This is a genomic window from Pseudomonas sp. Irchel s3f10, assembly GCF_900187515.1.
Lineage (GTDB): Bacteria > Pseudomonadota > Gammaproteobacteria > Pseudomonadales > Pseudomonadaceae > Aquipseudomonas > Aquipseudomonas tensinigenes.
In genome coordinates this window covers 146,599-168,434 of the sequence record NZ_FYDZ01000003.1, presented here as the reverse complement: position 1 = coordinate 168,434, position 21,836 = coordinate 146,599, and the positions used below count along the sequence as shown (strand labels likewise).

At 60.3% G+C, this 21,836-nt stretch carries 18 protein-coding genes; 8 read left to right on the top strand and 10 right to left on the bottom strand.

All coding sequences use genetic code 11. The features are described from left to right. Nucleotides 1-51: 51 nt before the first annotated feature. From CKW17_RS09920 to CKW17_RS09900, 5 genes are read right to left on the bottom strand one after another with little or no spacing between them, the layout of a single operon-like run. A complete protein-coding gene (locus CKW17_RS09920) occupies nucleotides 52-891 on the bottom strand; it encodes a class I SAM-dependent methyltransferase (RefSeq protein WP_095119713.1) in 840 nt (279 codons plus the stop codon). Beyond that, complete coding sequence (locus tag CKW17_RS09915; protein ID WP_095119712.1) at nucleotides 885-2,039, bottom strand: acyltransferase; 1,155 nt, start codon at nucleotides 2,037-2,039, stop codon at nucleotides 885-887. The genes CKW17_RS09920 and CKW17_RS09915 overlap by 7 nt, the downstream gene beginning before the upstream one ends. Next, complete coding sequence (locus CKW17_RS09910) at nucleotides 2,036-2,911, bottom strand: class I SAM-dependent methyltransferase (RefSeq protein WP_095119711.1); 876 nt, start codon at nucleotides 2,909-2,911, stop codon at nucleotides 2,036-2,038. Before CKW17_RS09910 ends, CKW17_RS09915 begins: the two co-directional genes overlap by 4 nt. Beyond that, nucleotides 2,908-4,212 (bottom strand): glycosyltransferase, encoded by a 1,305-nt coding sequence (locus tag CKW17_RS09905; RefSeq protein WP_095119710.1) that lies wholly within the window; start codon nucleotides 4,210-4,212, stop codon nucleotides 2,908-2,910. Before CKW17_RS09905 ends, CKW17_RS09910 begins: the two co-directional genes overlap by 4 nt. After that, the gene (locus CKW17_RS09900) at nucleotides 4,206-5,822 is read right to left on the bottom strand and encodes a glycosyltransferase (RefSeq protein WP_095119709.1); all 1,617 of its coding nucleotides are present in this window, start codon (nucleotides 5,820-5,822) and stop codon (nucleotides 4,206-4,208) included. Before CKW17_RS09900 ends, CKW17_RS09905 begins: the two co-directional genes overlap by 7 nt. A gap of 427 nt (nucleotides 5,823-6,249) precedes the next feature. Here CKW17_RS09900 and CKW17_RS09895 point away from each other — a divergent pair, with 427 nt between their 5' ends. Genes CKW17_RS09895 through CKW17_RS09860 form a run of 8 tightly spaced genes read left to right on the top strand, consistent with a single transcriptional unit; the run spans nucleotide 6,250 to nucleotide 15,259 of the window. Continuing rightward, nucleotides 6,250-7,164: a GDP-mannose 4,6-dehydratase gene (locus CKW17_RS09895; protein WP_095119708.1), complete on the top strand. Its 915-nt coding sequence runs from the start codon at nucleotides 6,250-6,252 to the stop codon at nucleotides 7,162-7,164. After that, nucleotides 7,161-8,132: a GDP-mannose 4,6-dehydratase gene (gene gmd, locus CKW17_RS09890; protein WP_011336673.1), complete on the top strand. Its 972-nt coding sequence runs from the start codon at nucleotides 7,161-7,163 to the stop codon at nucleotides 8,130-8,132. The genes CKW17_RS09895 and gmd overlap by 4 nt, the downstream gene beginning before the upstream one ends. Before the next feature lie 3 nt (nucleotides 8,133-8,135). Next, entirely contained in the window at nucleotides 8,136-9,578 is a 1,443-nt protein-coding gene (locus tag CKW17_RS09885) for a mannose-1-phosphate guanylyltransferase/mannose-6-phosphate isomerase (RefSeq protein WP_095119707.1), read from the top strand. Further along, nucleotides 9,579-10,376: an ABC transporter permease gene (locus CKW17_RS09880; RefSeq protein WP_095119706.1), complete on the top strand. Its 798-nt coding sequence runs from the start codon at nucleotides 9,579-9,581 to the stop codon at nucleotides 10,374-10,376. Continuing rightward, entirely contained in the window at nucleotides 10,376-11,641 is a 1,266-nt protein-coding gene (locus CKW17_RS09875) for an ABC transporter ATP-binding protein (RefSeq protein WP_095119705.1), read from the top strand. Before CKW17_RS09880 ends, CKW17_RS09875 begins: the two co-directional genes overlap by 1 nt. Further along, nucleotides 11,638-13,014 (top strand): glycosyltransferase family 1 protein, encoded by a 1,377-nt coding sequence (locus tag CKW17_RS09870; RefSeq protein ID WP_095119704.1) that lies wholly within the window; start codon nucleotides 11,638-11,640, stop codon nucleotides 13,012-13,014. The genes CKW17_RS09875 and CKW17_RS09870 overlap by 4 nt, the downstream gene beginning before the upstream one ends. Then, complete coding sequence (locus CKW17_RS09865; protein ID WP_095119703.1) at nucleotides 12,998-14,128, top strand: glycosyltransferase family 1 protein; 1,131 nt, start codon at nucleotides 12,998-13,000, stop codon at nucleotides 14,126-14,128. The genes CKW17_RS09870 and CKW17_RS09865 overlap by 17 nt, the downstream gene beginning before the upstream one ends. Continuing rightward, a complete protein-coding gene (locus CKW17_RS09860) occupies nucleotides 14,129-15,259 on the top strand; it encodes a glycosyltransferase family 4 protein (RefSeq protein WP_095119702.1) in 1,131 nt (376 codons plus the stop codon). A 132-nt stretch (nucleotides 15,260-15,391) separates the two neighbouring features. On the opposite strand, the gene CKW17_RS09855 is transcribed toward CKW17_RS09860, so the two are convergent. The 5 genes from CKW17_RS09855 to CKW17_RS09835 all read right to left on the bottom strand — a co-directional run bounded on the left by CKW17_RS09855 (nucleotide 15,392) and on the right by CKW17_RS09835 (nucleotide 21,813). Further along, complete coding sequence (locus CKW17_RS09855) at nucleotides 15,392-17,422, bottom strand: pyridoxamine 5'-phosphate oxidase family protein (RefSeq protein ID WP_095119701.1); 2,031 nt, start codon at nucleotides 17,420-17,422, stop codon at nucleotides 15,392-15,394. Between the two features lie 45 nt (nucleotides 17,423-17,467). After that, nucleotides 17,468-18,094 (bottom strand): glutathione S-transferase family protein, encoded by a 627-nt coding sequence (locus CKW17_RS09850; protein WP_007911967.1) that lies wholly within the window; start codon nucleotides 18,092-18,094, stop codon nucleotides 17,468-17,470. Nucleotides 18,095-18,199: 105 nt separating this feature from the next. Then, the gene (locus tag CKW17_RS09845; protein WP_095119700.1) at nucleotides 18,200-19,126 is read right to left on the bottom strand and encodes a LysR family transcriptional regulator; all 927 of its coding nucleotides are present in this window, start codon (nucleotides 19,124-19,126) and stop codon (nucleotides 18,200-18,202) included. A gap of 75 nt (nucleotides 19,127-19,201) precedes the next feature. Further along, a complete protein-coding gene (gene glmS / locus CKW17_RS09840; RefSeq protein ID WP_095119699.1) occupies nucleotides 19,202-21,034 on the bottom strand; it encodes a glutamine--fructose-6-phosphate transaminase (isomerizing) in 1,833 nt (610 codons plus the stop codon). A gap of 2 nt (nucleotides 21,035-21,036) precedes the next feature. Next, a complete protein-coding gene (locus CKW17_RS09835) occupies nucleotides 21,037-21,813 on the bottom strand; it encodes a DeoR/GlpR family DNA-binding transcription regulator (protein ID WP_095119698.1) in 777 nt (258 codons plus the stop codon). Nucleotides 21,814-21,836 lie beyond the last annotated feature (23 nt).

Below are 21,836 nucleotides of genomic sequence, written 5' to 3'. Positions count from 1 at the left end.
TGACCTTGTTTTTCAGGATCAAGATCAAAAGATCGCAGCGTGCCGCAGCTCCTACAGGGGTGCGGCGGGTTTGCGGGCGATGATGACTTGGCTCTTCGCAACCACCGCGTCCAGCGCCTGTTTGATCTGCGCACCGCGCGGCGAGTCCAGCACGGCTTGCCAGGTGTCGGCCCAGTGATTGAGCAGCGGATGATCCGGGTTGCTGAAATCGACCTTGGCTTCCCAGAACAGCAGCATCCACATCGACCAGTAAAAACCGTACTGGCTGTGGCTGACGATCTCCAGCCCGGCCTCGCTGACCAGCGCCTTGAACTGCTCTTCGCTGATGATGCGAATGTGATTGGGCTTCTGGAAATACTCGGCCGCGGCAATGTCTTTCTGCAGGTCTTCGGAGCTTGGGTGCGGCACGCTCAGCAAGTACAAGGCACCCGGTTTGCCGACACGCACCAGTTCGGCGAGGAACTGCGCCGGATCATCGACGTGCTCGATGACTTCGGTGGAGACCACGCGCGTTGCGGTGCCGTCGGCGATCGGCAACGGATTGCAATCGGTGACGTGGCATTCGATGTCCCGTGCCGGCGTATCGCTCAGGCGCTGACGAGTCGCTTCGACCTTGGCACCGTCGATGTCGGCGATGATGATCTTCGCCCCGCGCATGCCGCAAAAATGCACGTTGCCGCCATCACCGCAGCCGACATCAAGCAGGGTGTCATCGGCAGACACCACAAAGCCTTTGAACAGCTCGTTGGTTTCCTGGTTGAACCAGCCGCTGAGCTTGGCATCGTACAGGCCGAGCATGTACGGATCGACCTTGCTGGCGACCGGTTCCACTGCCTGCGTGGGCGCCGGTGCTGGCGTCGCCGCCGTGAGTTTCTTCAGTAGGCTCAGCATGAGGTGGCTCCGGAGGATGGGACGGTGGATCGGGACGTACCGAGGCGTCGCACGAGCGCGGCACCACGGTCGCGCATGGGCATTTCGACCAAGCGGTAATTGAGTTCGCTGAGCAACACGATCAGGCCGAAAGCGATCAGCAGCGTCAGCACCGGGTGGCCGGCAGGGCTGGAGAGACCGGCGCCCTGCAGGCGAAAGATCAGCTCACGCACCAATTGATAAGCGGGTATGTGAATCAGGTAGATGCCGTAGGACCGGCTGCCGACCCACCCCAGCAGCCGCTGCATCGCGCCAGCGGGCATCAGGTAATTGCAGTTATACGATGCGATCCACACCAGTATTGCGCTCAGTACAGCGATTGAACCGATGCGGTACCAGGCAAACGTGAAGCGATCGGTGGCCATGAAACTCAACAGTGCGCCGATCAGCATCAACGCCGAAATCCCGACCCATGGCCGATCGAGAAAATTCGGCCGCCAACGCTGATAACTCGGCTGCGCACTCCACATCGCCAGCAACACACCGAGGGCCAGCGCATCCGTACGCACCACCATCAGCAACGGCGTACGCAGGGTGAAAATCTGCACCGCGACCAGCGCCAGCAATGCCCAGACCAGATGTTTGCGAAAGAGCAGAATCAGCAGCGGGAACAGCAGATAGAACTGCTCCTCCAGTGCCAGGCTCCAGTAGACGAAACTGCTGCCGTACTCGTAGCGAAAGAAGCTGTCGGCAAAACGGAAGTTGGCGTACTGCAACACCCCGGCCAGCGTCGCTTGCAGGTTGGCCGACAACGTACCGAACGCCCCAGAACGATTGAGAAACACGCACGCCAGCAACATCAGCGCCAGCCATAGCCAGGCCGACGGCAATAACCGGAAAACCCGGCGAAGCCAGAAATTGCGCGTCTGCTGCCAGTATTCCTGGCGGGTTGTACAGCCTTGCAGCGCCGGGATCAGGCTTCGGGCAATGACAAACCCGGAGATGGCGAAAAACAGATCGACGCCCCACCACGGCTGCGCCCAGGCATGGATCTTTTCCAGCGACGGCACGACATCGGTGAACAGGCTCCCCTGCAGGTGATGGAACAGCACGCCCAGTACGGCAACTGCGCGCAGCACTTCAATGTCCATGATCCGTTTGCCGCTCATGGTGCCTCCCCCACAACCGCTGGCTTGCGGGCGATGATCACCTGGCTCTTGGGCATGAAGCGGTCAAGCGTCTGCTTGATCGCCAGCCCGCCCGGCTGAGCGAGCAGGTCCTGCCAGGTCTTGGCCCAGCTCTCCATCAATGGCATGAAGGGCTCCTGAATCCGGTCACGTACCGCACCGCCCGGGTCACGCCCGGCAGCCCGTTCGCCGGCCCAGAAAAAGATCATGCCCATCACCCAGAAGAATCCGCTGGCCTGACGATGTTCGATCACCAGACCGGCATCTTCTACCAGCGCAGCGAAGCGCTCCGGGGTGAAAATCTGCACATGATTGGGCGACTGATAGTAACTGTCCGGGGCGATGCCTTTTTGCAGGTGTTCGCCCGTCGGTGCCGGCACGCTGAACAGATACTGCGCACCCGGGCGCCCCATGCGCACCAGTTCGGCCATGAACGGTTGCGGCTGGTCAATGTGCTCCAGCACTTCCATGCACACCACTTTACTGGCGCAGCCGTCAGCCAGTGGCAGCGGCAGGCTATTGCTGACCAGCCCCAGACTGGCTTTGCCGCTTTGCGCTTCGACCTGCCGTGCGAGCTCGCGCACCTTGGCGTGTTCGCTGTCGGTAAAAATCACCGAAGCACCCTGACGCACAGCAAACAGTGTCGCCACGCCTTCGCCGCAACCGACATCCAGCAACGTATCGTCAGCGCTGATCGCAAAGCCCTTGAGCAACTCGCCGCTGTCATTCAAGAACCAACCGTCGAGCACGGCGTCATGTAAACCGACGTCGCGAGGCGACACCTTGGCCAACGGTGCCGACAGCGGTTGCGCGGCACGCGTCGGGCGCCATCGCGCGAGCAGACGCCGGATCATGCGAGCGTGACTTGCGCAGGCAACGTTCCGCGGGCTTGCAGTGGCTGCGCAAAAAAATCGCGCAATCTCTGCTCGGTGCTGGCCTGGCTGCAGAATCGCTGCAGACTGCGAATCGCCTCGGCGGACATCGCGGCGTAACGCTGCTCATCGGTTTTTGCCACGTCATAGCTGGCGCGATACGCCAGACACAGCGAATCCCAGTCGGTGATGTAACGCATCGTGCGATAGGCCGCACGCGGGTCATGAGGCCAGGCGGTGAGCTCTTCGGTGAAGTCGACGATAAATGCATTATCGCTGCTCACATAATCGGCCATTGCGGTGTTCAACGGCGCAATCGCCGGTTTGCCGCAAGACATGAACTCCATCAGCGGCAGGCACTGTCCTTCACCGTAAGAACTGTTGACCACGTAGCTGGTGGCCTGCACCAGGGCTTCGTAATCGGCATCCGCCAGATAGCCATGGATCAGCACGATCCGGCACTGGAACGACTGGTTCTTGTACAAGTGATGCAGCATGTCGCTCAGCGCATCGGCGATGTCATGGTGGGTCAGCTTGAGCACCAGGGTGACATCGCTGATGTCGCGAAACGTGGTGCAGAACGCGCTGACCATATCCTGCCAATTCTTGCGGCCGTCGTAAGGATTGAACACCGAGGTGTAGACCACGCCCTCCAGTTGCAATTGGCAATCCTGCGGCGGTCCTGCGAAGGACATCGGCGTGCCTTCGCGCAATCGTGGCGGGCCATAAGGCCGCAAGTCCGTGCGACGACTGTCGATCAGCAATCCACGCAGGTTCAGCGTCACAAGGTCAACCACCGGACGCTTGGCCAATTGCTCGCCGCGAGCGGCAAAGCGATCCCACACCGGAGCCGGGATCGCGCAGATCGGATAGTCCGCCCCCATCACGTCGCGCACCGCGTTCACTGTGAATGTCGAATGCGTAATCGCCCGGCCACACGCCTGCAGCACCACACGCCAATCGTGACGGGATTCGCCCTGCCAGCTTTCAGTCGGGATGGTGCTGAATTCCCAGGCGAACACCGGGATGGTCGGGCATGCGTAATGGATGGGCGTGCGATGCGGCGGCGAGAACGACAGGAAGACGCAATCCTCGCCCCGGCTCAAGCAGTCGAAATACAAGCGATCAACCAGCTCGTCAGGGTGGCTGACTTCGATGACCTGACCGAGTCGCTCCAGCACCGGGCGGAATTCCTTGAGCACGAAGTAATAGCTGTACTCCGGGCGTCCGAGGTTCTGCTGGATGTTGCTCTTGTTGGTTTCCGAATGAATGATGATCAGCATGAGGCCGCTCCGGTCTCGACCGCCAGCGAGGTGATCGCGCGATTGGCCTCCAGGCCGAAAAACGCCGCCACACGCTGCTGCAGCGGCGCGAATCCACAGTATTCACGCATGCGTTCATTGGCGGCAATGGCCATCGCCTGGTAAGCCTGCGGGTGGTTTTTGGCCATGGCGTAGCTGTCCTCATAGGCGGCTTTCAACGAGCCCCAGTCAGGGCGATGGCGCAGGGTGCGGTAGAGGATCCGCACATCTTCCGGCCAGATGGTCGGCTCGCGACTGGACTTGACGATGAAGCCGACACGTTCGTCGATGTAATCGCGCATTGCCGTGTGATCCGGCGCGATCACCGGCCGAGCGCACGACATGAACTCCATCAGCGGCAGGCACAAACCTTCGCAGCGTGACGCGTTGACGTAGAAACTGGCGGCGCCATACAACCGGGCAAACTCCTCGTCTTCCAGGTAGCCATGCAGGACCACGACCCGACAGGCAAAGGGCGATAGCTGCGAGAGCAGCGTAATGAGATGAACGTAGTAGCTCGACAGGTCGTTCTGGGTGATTTTCAGCACCAGTGTCGCGTCTTCGACATCACGCATGGCCCAACAGAACGCAGTGATCAGGTGGTGCCAGTTCTTGCGCCCGTCCTCGGGGTTGAACACGCTGACGTATACCACGCCACTGACGTCGATCCGGGCATTTTCACGGGTGTCCGGCAACAACGCTTGCGGATGCTCAATCAGCTCCGGCACCTCACTCTCGGCTGCAGCCGATGGCACTGGCTCGGACAACTCGGGTCGGTTCTCGCGGCTGGCAGCCGGCAGCAAATCACTGACGGCTTCGCGATACCACAGCCGCAGATTGTGCTTGAGCAAAAACAGCGTTCGATGCTGCGAAGGCGTCGCGACGGCTTTGTAGCCTTCGTACAAATAATGCTTGGTGATGAACGCACGCCGACGCAAGGTCAGTGGCGGTGGCGATTCTGGCGTCGGCTCCGGTACTTCCTCGACAGGGCTCGGCGTCAGCGCTTCCTGTTCATTGAGTATCGGTGCGATCAAGCCATCAGCCGACAGTCCCAGCGCGCGGCTGTCGATGATGCAGCCCTTGATCTGCAACGTGGTGCCGGGGTTTACCGGGACACTCGGGTAGTCTCGACGTACCTGAGCGAAGCGTTCCCACAGCGGTGTGGGCAATACCAGTACGGGGAAATCTTCACCCAGGCTGCGACGTATCGCCTGCGCCGTGTGGGTCGACAACGTAATCACCCGGCCATGGCGCGCCAGTGTCTGGCGCCAGTCCTGGCGCACATCGTTGTCAGCGCATTCGGAGGGGATCGAGTCATATTCCCAGGCAATCACACACACCATCGGGCATTGCAGGCCGATCGGGGTTTTATGTGGCGGCGCAAACGAAAGGAACAGACATTCCTGACCGTCCTGAAGCAACTGCAGATACAGCGGGTCAACTTCAGCGACCGACGCCACAACATGCACTCGGCCGAGGCTTTCCAGCACCGGGCGATACGCCTTGAGCACAAAGTAATAGCTGTATTCGGCACGCCCGAGGCTCTGGCTGATGGAGCGCTCGTTGACGTCCGAGTAAAGAATGAAATTCATGGCATCCCACGATGAAGCAGCCGTCCCGGCAACCTCATGCTATGACGACCGGGCGTTGGATCAAGTCGGCATCGCCGCTGCTTGTCCATCATCCTCAGGCACGTCTTCGTTCTTGTTTTAGTGGTTGGTTTCACCCTGTTGCGCTATACCCACGGCGGACCTGGGGGAATGGCGACGAGGGCCATTCTAAACACATCCTTCAAGGATCCGGGAACCGCCCGACGAGAATAAATCGGACTACGCTGACGAGAACTGACCGGTCACGGTTTGGCCTGTTGAAATTGCTGCGCAATTGGCACAGATTGGTAACAAACAACTACAACAACTGACTTCGCCCGTCTTTCACCCGGTTTTTCCTTCGGTCTGACAGACCTCTCCTTAAAGCCTGTGAGAAAGTGGCGCAAGTTCAAGACCAAGGGGTCGCTGTTTGAAAAAGCGTCTGTTCGTCACGGGTCTCAGTGGATTCGTGGGACAACATATTCAGTCGCGTCTGGCATTGCCTGATTCGTCGTGGGAGCTGCTGCCTGCCGCATCGCCCTACGACCTCACGAAGGCTGACAGCCTCACCGGTCTGTGGCCGCAAATGCCCGACGCGGTGATTCACCTGGCCGGGCAGACCTTCGTCCCGGAAGCCTTCCGTGATCCGGCGCGCACCTTCGACATCAATCTTTTCGGCACCCTCAATCTGCTGCAAGCACTCAAGACACGTGGCTTTGCCGGCACCTTCCTCTACGTCAGCTCCGGCGATGTCTACGGTCAAGTCGGCGAAAGCGATCTGCCGATCAGCGAACAACAGCCGCCCTGCCCGCGCAATCCTTACGCGGTGAGCAAACTCTCGGCAGAATTTCTCAGCCTGCAATGGGGCCTGAGTGAAGGCTGGCCGGTGTTGGTGGCGCGTCCGTTCAACCACATCGGCAGCGGCCAGAAAGACAGCTTTGTCATCGCCAGTGCCGCCCGCCAGATAAGTCGCATCAAACAGGGCCTTCAAGCACCGCAACTGGAGGTTGGCGACATCGACGTGACGCGAGATTTCCTCGATGTCGGCGATGTGATCTCGGCCTACTTCGCGCTGCTGGAAAAAGGCACACCCGGACAGGTCTACAACATCTGCTCGGGCCGCGAGCAAAGCATCCGCAGCCTGATCGAGCAGCTCGGCGATCTGGCTGAAGTCGAGATGCAACTGGTGCAAGACCCCGCGCGCATGCGGCGCGCCGATCAGCGTCGCGTTTGTGGCAGCCACAACAGGCTGACCCAGACCACAGGATGGACGCCTGAAATCACCACACAACAATCCCTGCGGGCGATCCTGTCCGACTGGGAGACGCGAGTACGACAAGAATGACAAAAAGTGCACTGATCACAGGGATCACCGGCCAGGACGGCGCGTATCTGGCCAAGCTGTTGCTCGACAAGGGCTACAAGGTTCACGGCCTCGTCGCACGGCGCAGCAGCGATTCGCGCTGGCGCCTGCGCGAGATGGGCGTCGAAGCCGACATCGTCTATCTGGACGGTGACATGGCCGACGCCTGCTCGGTACAGCGTGCAGTCATCAAGTCGGCGCCGGACGAGGTCTATAACCTCGCCGCGCAAAGCTTCGTCGCCGCCTCGTGGGATCAACCGGTGACCACCGGTATCGTCGATGGCCTGGGTGTTACTCACTTGCTCGAAGCGATCCGTCAGTTCAGTCCGCACACACGCTTTTATCAGGCCTCGACCAGCGAAATGTTCGGCTTGATCCAGGCTGAGCAGCAGGATGAAAACACCCCGTTCTACCCGCGCAGCCCTTACGGCGTGGCCAAGCTCTACGGTCACTGGATCACTGTCAACTACCGCGAAAGCTTCAACCTGCACGCCAGCAGCGGCATTCTCTTCAACCACGAATCGCCGCTGCGTGGCATCGAGTTCGTGACGCGCAAGGTCACCGATGCCGCCGCACGCATCAAGCAAGGCAAACAGCAGGAGCTGGCCTTGGGCAACATCGATGCGAAACGCGACTGGGGTTTTGCCGGCGACTACGTCGAAGCCATGTGGCTGATGCTGCAACAGGACAAGCCTGACGATTTTGTGGTCGCCACCGGCGTCACCACCACGGTGCGCGAGATGTGCCGCATCGCCTTCGATCACGTCGGCCTCAACTATCGTGACTACGTGAAAATCGACCCGGCATTCTTCCGCCCGGCCGAAGTCGAAGTGCTGCTCGGCAATCCGGCCAAGGCTCAGCGCGTGCTGGGCTGGAAGCCGAAAACTGACCTGGATACCTTGATCCGCATGATGATGGATGCGGACATGAAACGCGTCGCCAAGGAGTAGGCCATGCTGATCCCCGTGATTCTGTCCGGCGGTGCCGGCACCCGTTTATGGCCGGTGTCCCGCGAGGGCCATCCCAAGCCGTTCATGACCCTGCCCGACGGCCAGTCGCTGCTGGGCAAGACCTATCAGCGTGCTGCCGCGTTGCTGGACGGCTGGGGCGATATCGTCACGGTGACCAACCGCGAGTACTACTTCCAGAGCAAGGATCACTATTGCGCCGCGCACGTGTCGCGCCATCGCGGGCACTTTCTGCTCGAGCCGACCGGCCGCAACACTGCTCCGGCCATCGCTGCGGCGGCGTTGTCGTTGCAAGCATTGCATGGTGATGACGCGATCATGGTGGTGATGCCCGCCGACCATTTGATCGTCAATCAGGACGCGCTGAAAACCGCCGTCGAGCACGCGGTCAATCTGGCCAAAGACGGTTATCTGGTGACCTTCGGTGTGACGCCGACCGCCCCGGAAACCGGCTTCGGCTACATCGAGACCGGCGCCCCGCTGGACGCCAGAGGCGCGGCGAAAGTGCAGCGTTTCGTCGAGAAACCCGACCTGCAAACCGCCACGGATTATCTGGAAAGCGGCAATTTCCTGTGGAACTCAGGGATGTTCTGCTTCACCACCGCAAGTGTGCTGGCCGAGTTGCAACTGCATGCGCCGCAGTTGCTGGAACAGACCCGCGCCTGCATGGCGGCAAGCGCCCCGCTGGAAACTGTCGGCTGCCTGCAACAGGAACTGTCGCCAGCGCTGTTCGCCGAGATCACCGACATCTCCATCGACTACGCGTTGATGGAGCGCTCGGAAAAAGTCGTCGTGGTACCCGCCGGTTTCGACTGGAGCGATATCGGTTCCTGGGGCGCCGTCGCGGCTCTGGTACCGGCCGATGCCGATAACAACCGTGCCAGCGGCGAAGCGATTTTCATCGACAGCCACAATAACTTCGTCCAAAGCGAAGGTCGGCTGGTAGCTGCCGTCGGCGTCGACAATCTGATCGTCATCGACACCGCCGACGCCGTACTGGTCGCTCACGCTGATCGCGCGCAGGACGTACGACGGGTGGCCAAGCAACTCAAGGACAAATCCCACGAAGCCTACCGCCTGCACCGTACCGTGAGTCGGCCATGGGGCACCTACACCGTGCTTGAGGAAGGCCCGCGCTTCAAGATCAAGCGCATCGTGGTCAAACCCGGCGGCAAGCTCTCTCTGCAAATGCACCATCACCGCAACGAACACTGGGTGGTGGTCGAAGGCATGGCCAAGGTCACCAACAACGGTACCGGCACCCATCTGGTGGCGAAAAACGAATCGACGTTCATCGCTGCCGGCCACCGCCATCGCCTGGAAAACCCCGGCGTGATCGATCTGGTGATCATCGAAGTACAAAGCGGCGAATACCTGGGAGAGGACGACATCGTTCGCTTCGAAGACCAATATGGCAGGACGGTTTGAATGCTGCTTTCCCTGTACCGCTCAATGCGCAGTTATCGCGGATTCATCCTCGGTAGCGTCAAGCGGGAGTTTCAATCGCGTTATCGCAACTCGTTGTTCGGCGCGCTGTGGACGGTACTCAACCCGTTGTCGATGATCGTTGTGTACACGGTGATCTTTTCCCAGATCATGCGCGCGCGGCTGCCGGGTGTTGATGACGGCCTGGCCTATAGCGTCTACCTGTGTGCAGGCCTGCTGACCTGGGGACTGTTCGCCGAAATCACCTCGCGCAGCCAGAGCATGTTTCTGGAAAACGCCAATCTGCTGAAGAAAATCAGCTTCCCGCGCATTTGCCTGCCAGTGATAACCCTGCTCAACGCCGGGATCAACTTTGCGATCATTCTGGCGCTGTTTTTCGGCTTTCTGCTGATCAGCGGGCGCCTGCCCGGCATGGCGTTGCTGGCGTTGATCCCGCTGCTGATCCTGCAGATGATCTTTGCCGCCGGGCTGGGCATGTTGCTCGGCATTCTCAATGTGTTCTTTCGCGATGTCGGGCAGATGTTCGGCATCTGCCTGCAGTTCTGGTTCTGGCTGACGCCCATCGTTTACCCGTTGTCGATCCTGCCGTCAGGCATCCAGCACGTCATCAGCCTGAACCCGATGACGGCACTGATGACCAGCTACCAGAACGTGTTCCTCTACAACCAATGGCCGCAGTGGTCGTCACTGACACCGCTGCTGATCATCGGCGTGCTGCTCTGCGCCATGGCGCTGTGTCTGTTCCGTCAGCGTGTCGGTGAAATGGTGGACGAACTCTGATGGGACACATACGCGTCACTGGCCTGGCCAAAGCCTATAAACAGTACCCGAATCGCTGGAGTCGCCTGCTGGAATGGCTGGTGCCGTTCTCCCCGAACCGCCACCACCTGCACTGGGTCTTGCAAGACGTCAATTTCGAGATCAGCCCCGGTGAAGCCGTTGGCATCGTCGGCGTCAACGGCGCGGGCAAAAGCACCCTGCTGAAGATGATCACCGGCACCACCCAACCGACCTGTGGACAGATCCATCTGCAAGGCCGCGTGGCCGCGTTGCTGGAATTGGGCATGGGTTTTCACCCGGACTTTACCGGTCGGCAGAACGCTGTCATGGCCGGTCAATTGCTGGGGATGCAGGTCGAAGAGATCGAAGCGTTGATGCCGCAAATCGAAAGTTTTGCCGAAATCGGCGAAGCCATCGATCAACCGGTGCGCACCTATTCCAGCGGCATGCAGATGCGCCTGGCATTCAGCGTCGCGACTGCGCGGCGTCCGGATATCCTGATCGTCGACGAAGCTCTGTCAGTGGGCGATGCGTATTTCCAGCATAAAAGTTTCGAGCGTATCCGCAGCTTCCGCAAAGCCGGCACTACCCTGCTGATCGTGTCCCATGACCGCTCGGCCATTCAATCGATCTGCGACACCGCGATTCTCCTGGAGAACGGCCGTCTGGCCATGCGTGGCAAGCCCGAAGAGGTCATGGACTACTACAACGCCATGCTCGCTCAGCGCGAAGGCCAGACGGTACGTCAAGAAATGCTCGCCAACGGTCAGGTACAAACCATTTCCGGCACTGGTGAAGCCGCGATTCTCAGCGTGCGCCTGCTCGATGCGCAGGGCCGCAGCCTTGAAGTCGCGGAGGTCGGTCAGCCTGTGGTGCTGGAAGTGCAGACCGAAATTCGTGAAGACATCGAGCGGCTGATTCTCGGCTTCATGATCAAGGATCGTCTGGGCCAGGCCATTTATGGCATCAACACCCATCGCCTCGACAAAGCGATTACCGAGCTGAGTGCCGGCGAACGCGTGACCTTTCGCTTCGCTTTCGACATGCGTCTGGGCAAGGGTAACTACTCGGTGGCGTTGAGCCTGTCACGTCTGGACTCGCACCTGGATCGCAACTTCGAGTGGCGCGACTATGGTTTGATCTTCCACGTGATCAACAATCGCCAGGAAGACTTTGTCGGCTGCTCCTGGTTGCAAGCCCGGACCGAAATCAGCCGCTCCAGTGAAATCCTTGTAGAAGCGCCTGATACGGAGATCTTGCGATGACACGATTGTTGGTGGAGTGCACCTACGTATTCGAACATCCCTCCGCCAACTCGGGCATTCAACGTGTTGTACGCAACGTCATTCAGCAGTTGCCGGCGGCCGATGAAACCGTCGAATGCATCCCGGTGGTGATGATCAATGGCGGTTTGTACGAAGTTAAAAGTCTGGCGCCGCTGAAGTCCACGAAGCTCGACCTGATGGGCCTGCGGGTGAAACTGGAACAGTGGGCCAACGCCTTCTGGCTACGTCACCGGGCAGTGGAACGGCGCTGGCCGTTCAACCGGTCGCATTTCACCCGTCGGGTGCTATACGTCGGCTGCCGGCTCACGGCATTCGCTTGTTTGAGCTTGCCCATGCGCCTGCTTGAACGAGTCCTCAAGGGCCAACATATTCCCGAGCGCTGCGTACCGCTGGCCCACCGGGCAGGCGATCAATTGGTGCTGCTCGATTCATCCTGGCACGCCAACTTTTTCCCCCTCGCCGAGCAACTCAAGCGTGAGGGTGTGGGCATCATTTCAGTGATTTACGACCTGATCCCCCTGACCCACCCGCAGTTTTGCGATGCCGGGCTGGTCAAAGTGTTCAACGACTGGTTCGACTGGATCGCGCGCACCGCCGACGGCTATGTCGCGATCTCGACCACTATCCGCGATCAGGTGCGCGAGGAAATGCTGCGCCGGATCGGCACGCAACAGGTCGGGCAGCGCTGGTTCGATTACTTCCACCTCGGCTCCGAGCTGGACTTGAGCGAGGCCGATGCCAAGGTCGACCGTGGCCTGCTGGACATGTTCCAGACGACTGACCCGGTGTTTCTCATGGTCAGCACCATCGAGCCGCGCAAAAACCATGCGTACCTGCTCGAGGCGTTTGAGCTCGCTTGGGCAACAGGATCGAAAGCGCGGTTATGCATCGTCGGCAAGATTGGCTGGAAGTGCGACGCACTGATCGAACGAATCCGCCAGCATCCCGAGCTGAACCGACGTTTGTTCATGTACAACTCGCTCTCTGACAAAAGTCTCGAACACGCCTACTCCCACGCCACGGCGCTGGTGTTTCCGTCCCATGTCGAAGGTTTCGGCTTGCCACTGGTGGAAGCCATGCAACGCAAGTTACCGGCAATGGCCAGCGATATTCCGGTGTTCCGCGAGATCGGCGGCGACTACATGGCGTATTTCGACCTGGCGAATCCACAGAGTCTGAGCGATCTGGTGACCGGCATGGAGCGCTCCGGCGAGTTTCCGGCAGCGCTGGGCCTCGAACAATGGCGCTGGCTGAGCTGGCGTGAAGCGAGCGCCCAATTGGTCGAGCGTATTGAGCGCAACTTGCATGCATCGTTGCCTGCCCCTGAGAGCCAGCATGCGCATTGCTCTTAACGCGCGCATTCTCCAGGCACCGCGTACCGGCATCGGCCATTACGTTGCCGAGCTGGTCAACGCCTTGCGCAGCGAGCCGGAGATTGACGTGACGTTGTTCCATGGCTGGGGCTGGAGCTCGGCACTGCCGGAAGCGGCCATGCCCGGTTACTCGCGTCTGACACCGCTGCTGCGGCAGATTCCCGGGGCCTATCAGGCGCGTCGCTGGCTGGAGCAGAAACGCTTCGATCAGGGCCGCGCGCAAGGCATCGACCTCTATCACGAACCGAGCCTGTGGCCGCTGGCCTTCGACGGCCCGACCGTGATCACCCTGCACGACCTAACTCACCTGCACTTCCCCGAGACTCAGCCACCGGCACGGCTCAAGGAAATCGAGCGTCGATTGGCTGTCGGGGTGCAACAGGCGCAGGTGATTCTCACCGACTCGCAAGCGATTGCCGACGAAGCTCAAGCGTATTTCGGCCTGCCTGCCGAGCGTTTTGTGGTGGCACCACTGGGGATCGCCGCGCGCTTTCATCCGCGCGAGGCGAGCGCCATTGACGCGGTGCTCAAGGCGCACGCGGTCGAGGCGCGGGAGTATTTTCTCTGCGTGGGCACGCTGGAGCCGCGCAAGAATCTTGGCCTGGCCCTGCGCGCCCATGCCCTGCTGCCGGAGGCGGTACGTCAGCGCTTTCCATTGCTGATCGTCGGCATGGCCGGGTGGGAGCGCGAGCAATTCAGTGAACCTTTGCGTCAGGCACTGGCCAGCGGGCATGTGTGCCTGCTCGGCTATCTGCCCGACGAACAAGTGGCGCAGCTGTTGGCTGGCGCTCGGGCGCTGATTTTTCCATCGTTGTATGAGGGTTTTGGTCTGCCGGTACTGGAGGCCATGGCCAGCGGCACACCGGTGCTGCTCACGCGATCTTCGGCGATGCCGGAAGTCGCCGGTGCAGCGGGCAACTATATTGAAGCTGACGATGCAGAAGGCCTGCGTGATGCGCTGAGCCGACTGATCGACGATCAAGCGCATTGGCAGGCATGCCAAGAAGCCGGGTTGCAGCAGTCACGGCTTTTTTCCTGGGAGCGTTGTGCACAGGCCACGGCCGGTGCCTACCGCCAGGCCATGGGAGGTTGAATGCGAGTTCTTCATTTTTTCAAGACGTACCTGCCTGACTCGGTCGGCGGCATTGAGCAAGTGATCTTCCAGCTCTGCGAAAGCGGCGCCCAGCACGGCATCGACGGCCAGGTGCTGACGCTCAGCGCGGATCCAACGCCGGCCGTGGTGAAATTGGGTCAGCACGAAGTGCACCGGGCCAAACTCGACATCCAGTTCGCCTCCACCGGGTTTTCCTGGAGCGTGTTCAAGCAGTTCCGCGAAATGGCGGCAGAAGCCGACGTGGTCAATTATCACTTCCCGTGGCCGTTCATGGACCTGGTGCATTTCGCCAGTGCGATGAAGAAACCGAGCGTGGTGACCTACCACTCGGACATCATTCGCCAGAAGCACTTGCTCAAACTCTATCGCCCGTTGATGAACCGCTTCCTCGCCAGCGCCGACCGCATTGTTGCCGCTTCGCCGAACTACCTGCACACCAGCGATGTGCTGCAGCAGTTTCAGGACAAGACGCGAGTGATTCCCTACGGTTTGAACAAGGCCGGTTATCCACAGCCCGATCCCGAACGAATGAATCGCTGGCGCCAGCAGGTTGGGGATAAGTTTTTTCTGTTTGTCGGCGTGATGCGTTACTACAAAGGCCTGCACATTTTGCTGGAGGCCCTGAAAGATGTGGATTATCCCGTGGTCATTGTCGGCGCCGGGCCGCTGGAACTGGAACTGCACGCTCAAGCGCAAGCGCTGGGCCTGCGCAATATTCATTTCCTCGGACGCCTGGGTGATGAGGACAAAGTCGCGCTGCTGCAACTGAGCTACGCGATTGTGTTCCCGTCGCACCTGCGCTCGGAAGCGTTCGGCATTTCTTTGCTGGAAGGCGCTATGTACGGCAAACCGATGATCTCCAGCGAAATCGGCACTGGCACCAGTTACATCAATATCCATAACGAAACCGGACTGGTGGTGCCGCCCAGTCATCCACAGGCGTTTCGCGAGGCGATGCGCACACTTTGGGAAGATCCGGTGCGCGCCGCCGCCATGGGGGTGAAAGCCGAAGCGCGGTACCGGCAGTTATTCACGGCCGACGACATGGGCCGCAAGTGGACAGAGCTGTATCAGGAATTGCTGGAAGAGAAATCGCTGTCCTACGCCTGAGCGTGGGTTGAATACCGATCCCCTGTAGGAGCTGCCGAAGGCTGCGATCTTTTGATCTTGTTTTTAAAAATCAAAATCAAAAGATCGTCCGATCGCGGCCCGAGCCTTCGGCAGCTCCTACACGGGTTCGGGTTACAGGTCCAAGACCAGTGGATGATTGCTTTGCGCCGGCACCGCGCAGCAAATCAGCACATGCCCCGCTTCCGGAATATCCGCCGGTACCTGTGGATAATTCACCGCACCACTGACCAGACGGGTCTTGCAGGTACCACACGAGCCACCGCGGCAACTGAACTCCGGGCGTAATCCGCGGCTTTCCGCCAGCTCCAGCAAACTGCCGCCATCGGGCTGCCACCGCGCCTCTTTTGCCGAACGCTCGAACACCACCGGCACCGATGTGGTCGCTGCGGGCGGTTGCTCGATCACGATCGCATCCGCATCGGCCTGACGTTTCAGGGTCGACGGGCCAAAGGTTTCCGCATGAATCTGCGCGTCACGTACATCCAGCTCGCGCAGGGTGTCGTACAGCCCTTGGGTAAAACCACCGGGGCCGCAAAGCACAAAGTCGAGCTGGTCGAAATCTTCGGCATCCAGCAGGTTTCTCAGCACGCTGCCGTCGATGCGCCCACGCACATCAAAATCTTCGCCCTCTTGCAGATCGGCTTCCGGCTGGCTGAGCAAGCGCAGGACTCGCACAGAGTCGCCTGCGGTTTCCAGCAAACGATCCAGCTCCTGGCGAAACGGCTGGTCCGCCAGACTGCGCGAACTCTGCAGCAACAGCGTCGGACGAATCCCCCGCGTACGTAAGCCTTGGTAAACCACCTCGCGCAGCATCGACAGCAACGGCGTGATGCCCACACCGGCGGCCAGCAGCACCAACGGTCGCTGCTCCAGCGGTGCCACGGTGAAATGCCCCTGCGGCGCCCGCGCCTCAAGCACATCACCAACGCGGATCTGCTCATGCAGGTGCGACGAGATCAGTCCTTCGCGCTTCACGCTGATGCGATAGAAACCATCCGATGGCGCACTCGAAAGACTGTAGGTGCGGATATGCACCTCGCCATCGATCGTGAAACGCAGCGGCAAATGCTGGCCAGCGAGAAACACCGGCAAACCGGCGCCATCGGTTGGCTCCAGATAGATCGAGCGGACGCTGCGGCTTTCCGCCTCGATCTTCGCCACGCGCAACGGCCGCCATTGATTGCCCAGCGCCTGCGCCTGCAAACGCGCATCGGCTTCGGCCCAGTTACCGGTCAAAAGACTGGTCGGCGACATGCCGTCGAAGCGCCAGCGCAAGGCCAATGCGGCCGGGCGCCGCACCAGTTTTTCCACTTCAAACGTCCACAGCCGTTCCGCGCCTTGAAAGGCCTCGATCTGCGGGTCATCGAGAAGGATCTCGGTACGCCCGCTGAGTTGCAGCAGATCGCCTGTGGAAAAGTCGATGAACAGCAAGCCAGCCTTGGGATTGAGCAGCAGATTGCCCAAGGTGTTGAAATGCAGATTGCCGGCGAAATCGGGGATGGTCAGACGATTGCCTTCCACCCGCACGAAACCGGCCTGGCCACCACGGTGAGAAACATCCACCGCGCGCAGGCCGTCGACATCGACATAACTGGCGACGAAGAACGTGTCGGCGCCATTGATCAGGGCGATGGCCGCGTCATCGAGGCCGTTCAGATGCAGAGCCGGACGAGTATTCGGATCCGTCAGCGGCACACGTTGAAACTGGCGCAACTGAATGTACTGCGGGCAATTGCCGAATGCCTGATCCACGTTCACGTCAAAACCATCAGCGTTCAGATTACCGACATGGCCGTTGAGGCGATTGCGCCGACGGGTGTGCAATTCGATACCGAGCAAACCGATCGGTTCGCCGTTACGCAGTTGCGCCGGGTCATCGGCAGCAGGCTGGCTGGCGAAATGCAGATGCTCAGGATTAGGCGAATGAGCAAACCCCGGCGCGCCTTCGAGCACACTGGCCCACGGGCGCCCATCTGCATCGACTGCGCCGTACAGCATGAAGGGTAATTGCTGATAGAACTCACGGTGCTGATCCGGCATCCAGGTGCGAATCACCTTGCGCCCGAAGGCTTCCATGCGTTCGGCAACGCCGACATGGGCCTGTAACTGTTGCTCGCCAGCGTGCCACGGTGAACGTTCCATCACGACCTCTCCCCTGCACCGTCGGCACAGTGTGGATTGCGAAAATCAGGCGGTGGTTTGCAGACCGGCGACGGTGCGCGGCATGCCGACGAAACCAGGCAAGGCTTCAACCCGGGCCAGCCAGGCGCGGACGTTGCCGTAGTCGTCCAGCGACACATTGCCTTCCGGTGCGTGGGCGATGTAACTGTAGGCCGAAACGTCGGCAATAGTCGGTTCGGCGCCGGCCAGATAAGGCGTTTTGCCCAACTCGATGTCCATCACCTTGAGCAGGTTGTGCGCACGGGTAATCGCTTCTTCTGCATTCAGTTGGGCACCAAACACCGTGACCAATCGCGCAGCGGCGGGGCCGAAAGCAATCGGTCCGGCGGCAGCCGACAACCAGCGCTGCACCCGTGCGGCGCCGACCGGATCGGTTGGCAGCCAACGACCGTGGCCGTATTTCTGCGCGAGATAAACCAGAATTGCGTTGGAGTCGGCCAGCACCACGCCGTCGTCGTCGATGGCCGGCACTTGGCCGAAACTATTGATAGCAAGGTACGCCGGTTGCTTGTGCTCACCTTTGGCCAGATCGACGAAGATCAGCTCGGTCGGCAATTGCAGCAGGGACAACATCAGCTCGACACGGTGGGCGTGGCCGGAACGTGGAAAGTTGTAGAGTTTGATCGCTTGCATGGTCGACTCCGCTGAACAGGGGCGCCACTGCGGGGATGAGAGCGCCGATGCAGGCCATCTTCCACTTATCGCGAAAACAACAGAATCACCAGCAACTGCAATCGGTTATTTCACTGAGTGAAATAACGCAGCATTTTTCAAGGCCGGATGTTCGCGCAAAGCCTCTGCCGTGAAATCGACAAAACTGCGGATCCGCGCTGGCGCCTTGCGCCCGCCCTGATACACGACGTGGATGGGCAGCGGCGGCAGTTCAAATTCGGCGAGCACTATTTCCAGTGTGCCGGCGGCAACCTGACTCGCCACTTGATAGGACAACACCCGGGTCAAACCCAAGCCCGTGCAAGCTGCTGTAATCGCAGCCTGATTGGCGGTCACGATCAGACGCGGCTCAGGACGCACGCTGAGCGGTTCGCCCGCGTCGAGAAACGGCCAACTGCGTTGCTGGCCAATCGCTGAAGTCGCCACCACTGGCGCGCCCGCCAATGCGTGGGGATGAGCCGGTCGGCCATATTTGGCAAAGTAGTCCGGCGAGCCGCAAATAACCCGACGCACCTCACCCACGCGAACAGCATGCTGACTGCTGTCCGGTAGATCACCAATGCGCACCGCCACATCGATGCCCTCCTCGACCATGTTGACGATCCGATCAACCAGCACGGCGTTAATCGTGACATCCGGATATTGCGCGAGATAACTCGCCATCACCGGCGTCACAAACAAATCACCGAACAACACCGGCGCCGTCACCGTCAGTTGTCCACGCGGCTCGGCATGACTACCCGCCGCCGAATCCTCGGCTTCCTGCACTTCGGCGAGAATCCGGCGACAGTCTTCCAGATAACGCTGCCCTGCTTCGCTCAAGTGCACACTGCGCGTGGTGCGAATCAGCAACTGCGTACCGATCCGCAACTCCAGCGCCGCCACCGCCCGCGTGACACTGGCCGCTGACAAACCCAGACGCCGCGCCGCCGCTGAGAAGCCTTGCTCCAGGGCGACAGTGGTGAAGATGTGCATTTCCTGGAAGCGATCCATGGAGACCCTCAAGTCAGATACAAAAATCGCAGCCGAAGCTGCGATTTTTTTGCGTCGATGTCAGCTGTGGATAACTTATTCCACCGTCACCGACTTCGCCAGGTTACGCGGCTGATCGACGTCCGTGCCCTTGAGCACCGCAACGTAGTACGACAGCAACTGCAGCGGAACCGTGTAGAGGATCGGCGAGAGAATGTCGTGGATGTGTGGCATCTGCACCACGTGGGTGCCTTCGCCGTTGGTCATCCCGGCTTTCTCGTCGGCGAACACGATCAGTTCGCCGCCACGGGCGCGGACTTCCTGCAGGTTGGACTTGAGCTTTTCCAGCAGTTCGTTGTTCGGCGCCACGGTGACCACCGGCATGTCGTTATCCACAAGTGCCAACGGGCCGTGTTTCAGTTCGCCAGCCGGGTAGGCTTCGGCGTGGATGTAGGAGATTTCCTTGAGTTTCAGGGCTCCTTCCATCGCCACCGGGAATTGCGCGCCACGACCGAGGAACAGGGTGTGGTTCTTCTCGGCGAACAGCTCGGCGATTTTTTCCACGGTGCTATCCATGGCCAGTGCTTCGCCGAGACGGGTTGGCAGGCGACGCAGTTCTTCAACCAGACGCGCTTCAACGCCGTCGGCCAAGGTACCGCGCACCTGGCCGAGCGACAGAGTCAGCAGCAACAGGCCGACCAATTGCGTGGTGAAGGCTTTGGTCGAGGCCACACCAATTTCGCGGCCGGCCTGAGTCAGCAGGGTCAGATCGGATTCGCGTACCAGCGAACTGATGCCAACGTTGCAGATGGCCAGGCTGGCGAGGAAGCCCAGCTCCTTGGCATTGCGCAGCGCCGCAAGGGTGTCGGCGGTTTCGCCGGACTGCGAGATGGTCACGAACAGGGTGTCCGGCTGCACCACCACTTTGCGGTAGCGGAATTCGCTGGCGACTTCGACCTGGCACGGAATGCCGGCCAGCTCTTCAAGCCAGTAACGGGCGACCATACCCGCGTGATAACTGGTGCCGCAGGCGACAATTTGTACATTGCGGACTTTGGCGAACAACTCGGCCGCTTGTGGGCCGAATGCTTGCACCAGCACCTGATCATTGCTCAGGCGACCTTCGAGGGTGCGTTGCACAACGGCTGGTTGCTCGTGGATTTCCTTGAGCATGTAGTGGCGGTATTCACCTTTGTCGGCGGCTTCGGCACCGTCGCTGTACTGCACGGTCTGGCGCTCGACGGCATTGCCGTTGATGTCCCAGATCTGCACGTTATCGCGGCGAATTTCGGCGATATCGCCTTCTTCCAGGTACATGAAGCGGTCGGTGACCTGACGCAGGGCCAATTGGTCAGACGCGAGGAAGTTCTCGCCCAGACCCAGACCGATCACCAGTGGGCTACCACTGCGCGCGGCGACCAGACGATCCGGCTGCTTGGCATTGATCACGGCCAGGCCGTAAGCACCGTGCAGTTCCTTGACCGTTGCTTTAAGAGCAACGCTCAGGTCTGGCTGATCCTTGAGCTTGTGGTTGAGCAGGTGGGCGATAACTTCGGTGTCGGTGTCCGAAGTAAAAACGTAACCCAGCGCTTTCAGTTGTTCACGCAGGGCTTCGTGGTTTTCGATGATGCCGTTGTGCACCACCGCGATGTCGCCGGAGAAATGTGGGTGGGCGTTGCGTTCGCACGGTGCACCGTGAGTCGCCCAACGGGTGTGGGCAATGCCGAGACGGCCGACCAACGGGTGTTCGGCCAGCGCCGCTTCGAGCTCGCTGACTTTACCCGGGCGACGCATGCGCTCGAGGGTTTCGTCGTTGGTGAAGACCGCGACACCGGCGCTGTCGTAGCCGCGGTATTCAAGGCGCTTGAGGCCTTCGAGCAGGATGGCGGTGATATTACGTTCAGCAACTGCGCCGACAATTCCACACATGCTTATTTCTCCTGACTGACAGCCGCGCAAATCACGGTGATACCGCGGGCCTGTATCTGATCGCGCGCTTCGATAGGCAGGCGATCATCGGTAATGAGGGTATGGACGCTGCTCCACGGCAGTTCCAGATTGGGAATCTTGCGACCGATCTTGTCGGCCTCGACCATGACGATGACTTCCCGCGCCACTTCGGCCATCACCCGGCTCAGACCGAGCAATTCATTGAAGGTGGTTGTGCCGCGCACCAGATCGATGCCATCGGCGCCAATGAACAACTGGTCGAAGTCGTAAGAGCGTAGTACCTGCTCGGCAACCTGGCCCTGAAAGGATTCCGAATGCGGATCCCAAGTGCCGCCGGTCATCAACAGCACCGGTTCGTGCTCGAGTTCACTCAGGGCGCTGGCGACGTGCAGGGAGTTGGTCATCACCACCAGACCTGGCTGCTGGCCAAGTTCCGGGATCATCGCAGCGGTGGTGCTGCCGCTGTCGATGATGATGCGCGCGTGTTCGCGGATGCGTTTCACCGCAGCGCGGGCAATCGCCTGTTTGTACTTGGAAACGCTCTGCGCCGTTTCCGCGACCAGCTCCTGCGGCATGGTGATCGCCCCGCCGTAGCGGCGCAGCAACAGACCGTGGCTTTCCAGCGCGGCGAGATCCTTGCGAATCGTAACTTCGGAGGTTTCGAAGCGCTTGGCCAGTTCATCCACACTGACTTCGCCCTGCTCGTTGAGCAAGGCGAGGATGTTGTGGCGGCGTTGCGGCGTGTTGCGTTTCGACATGGCGGCTTAAGTTTCGTTTCGAA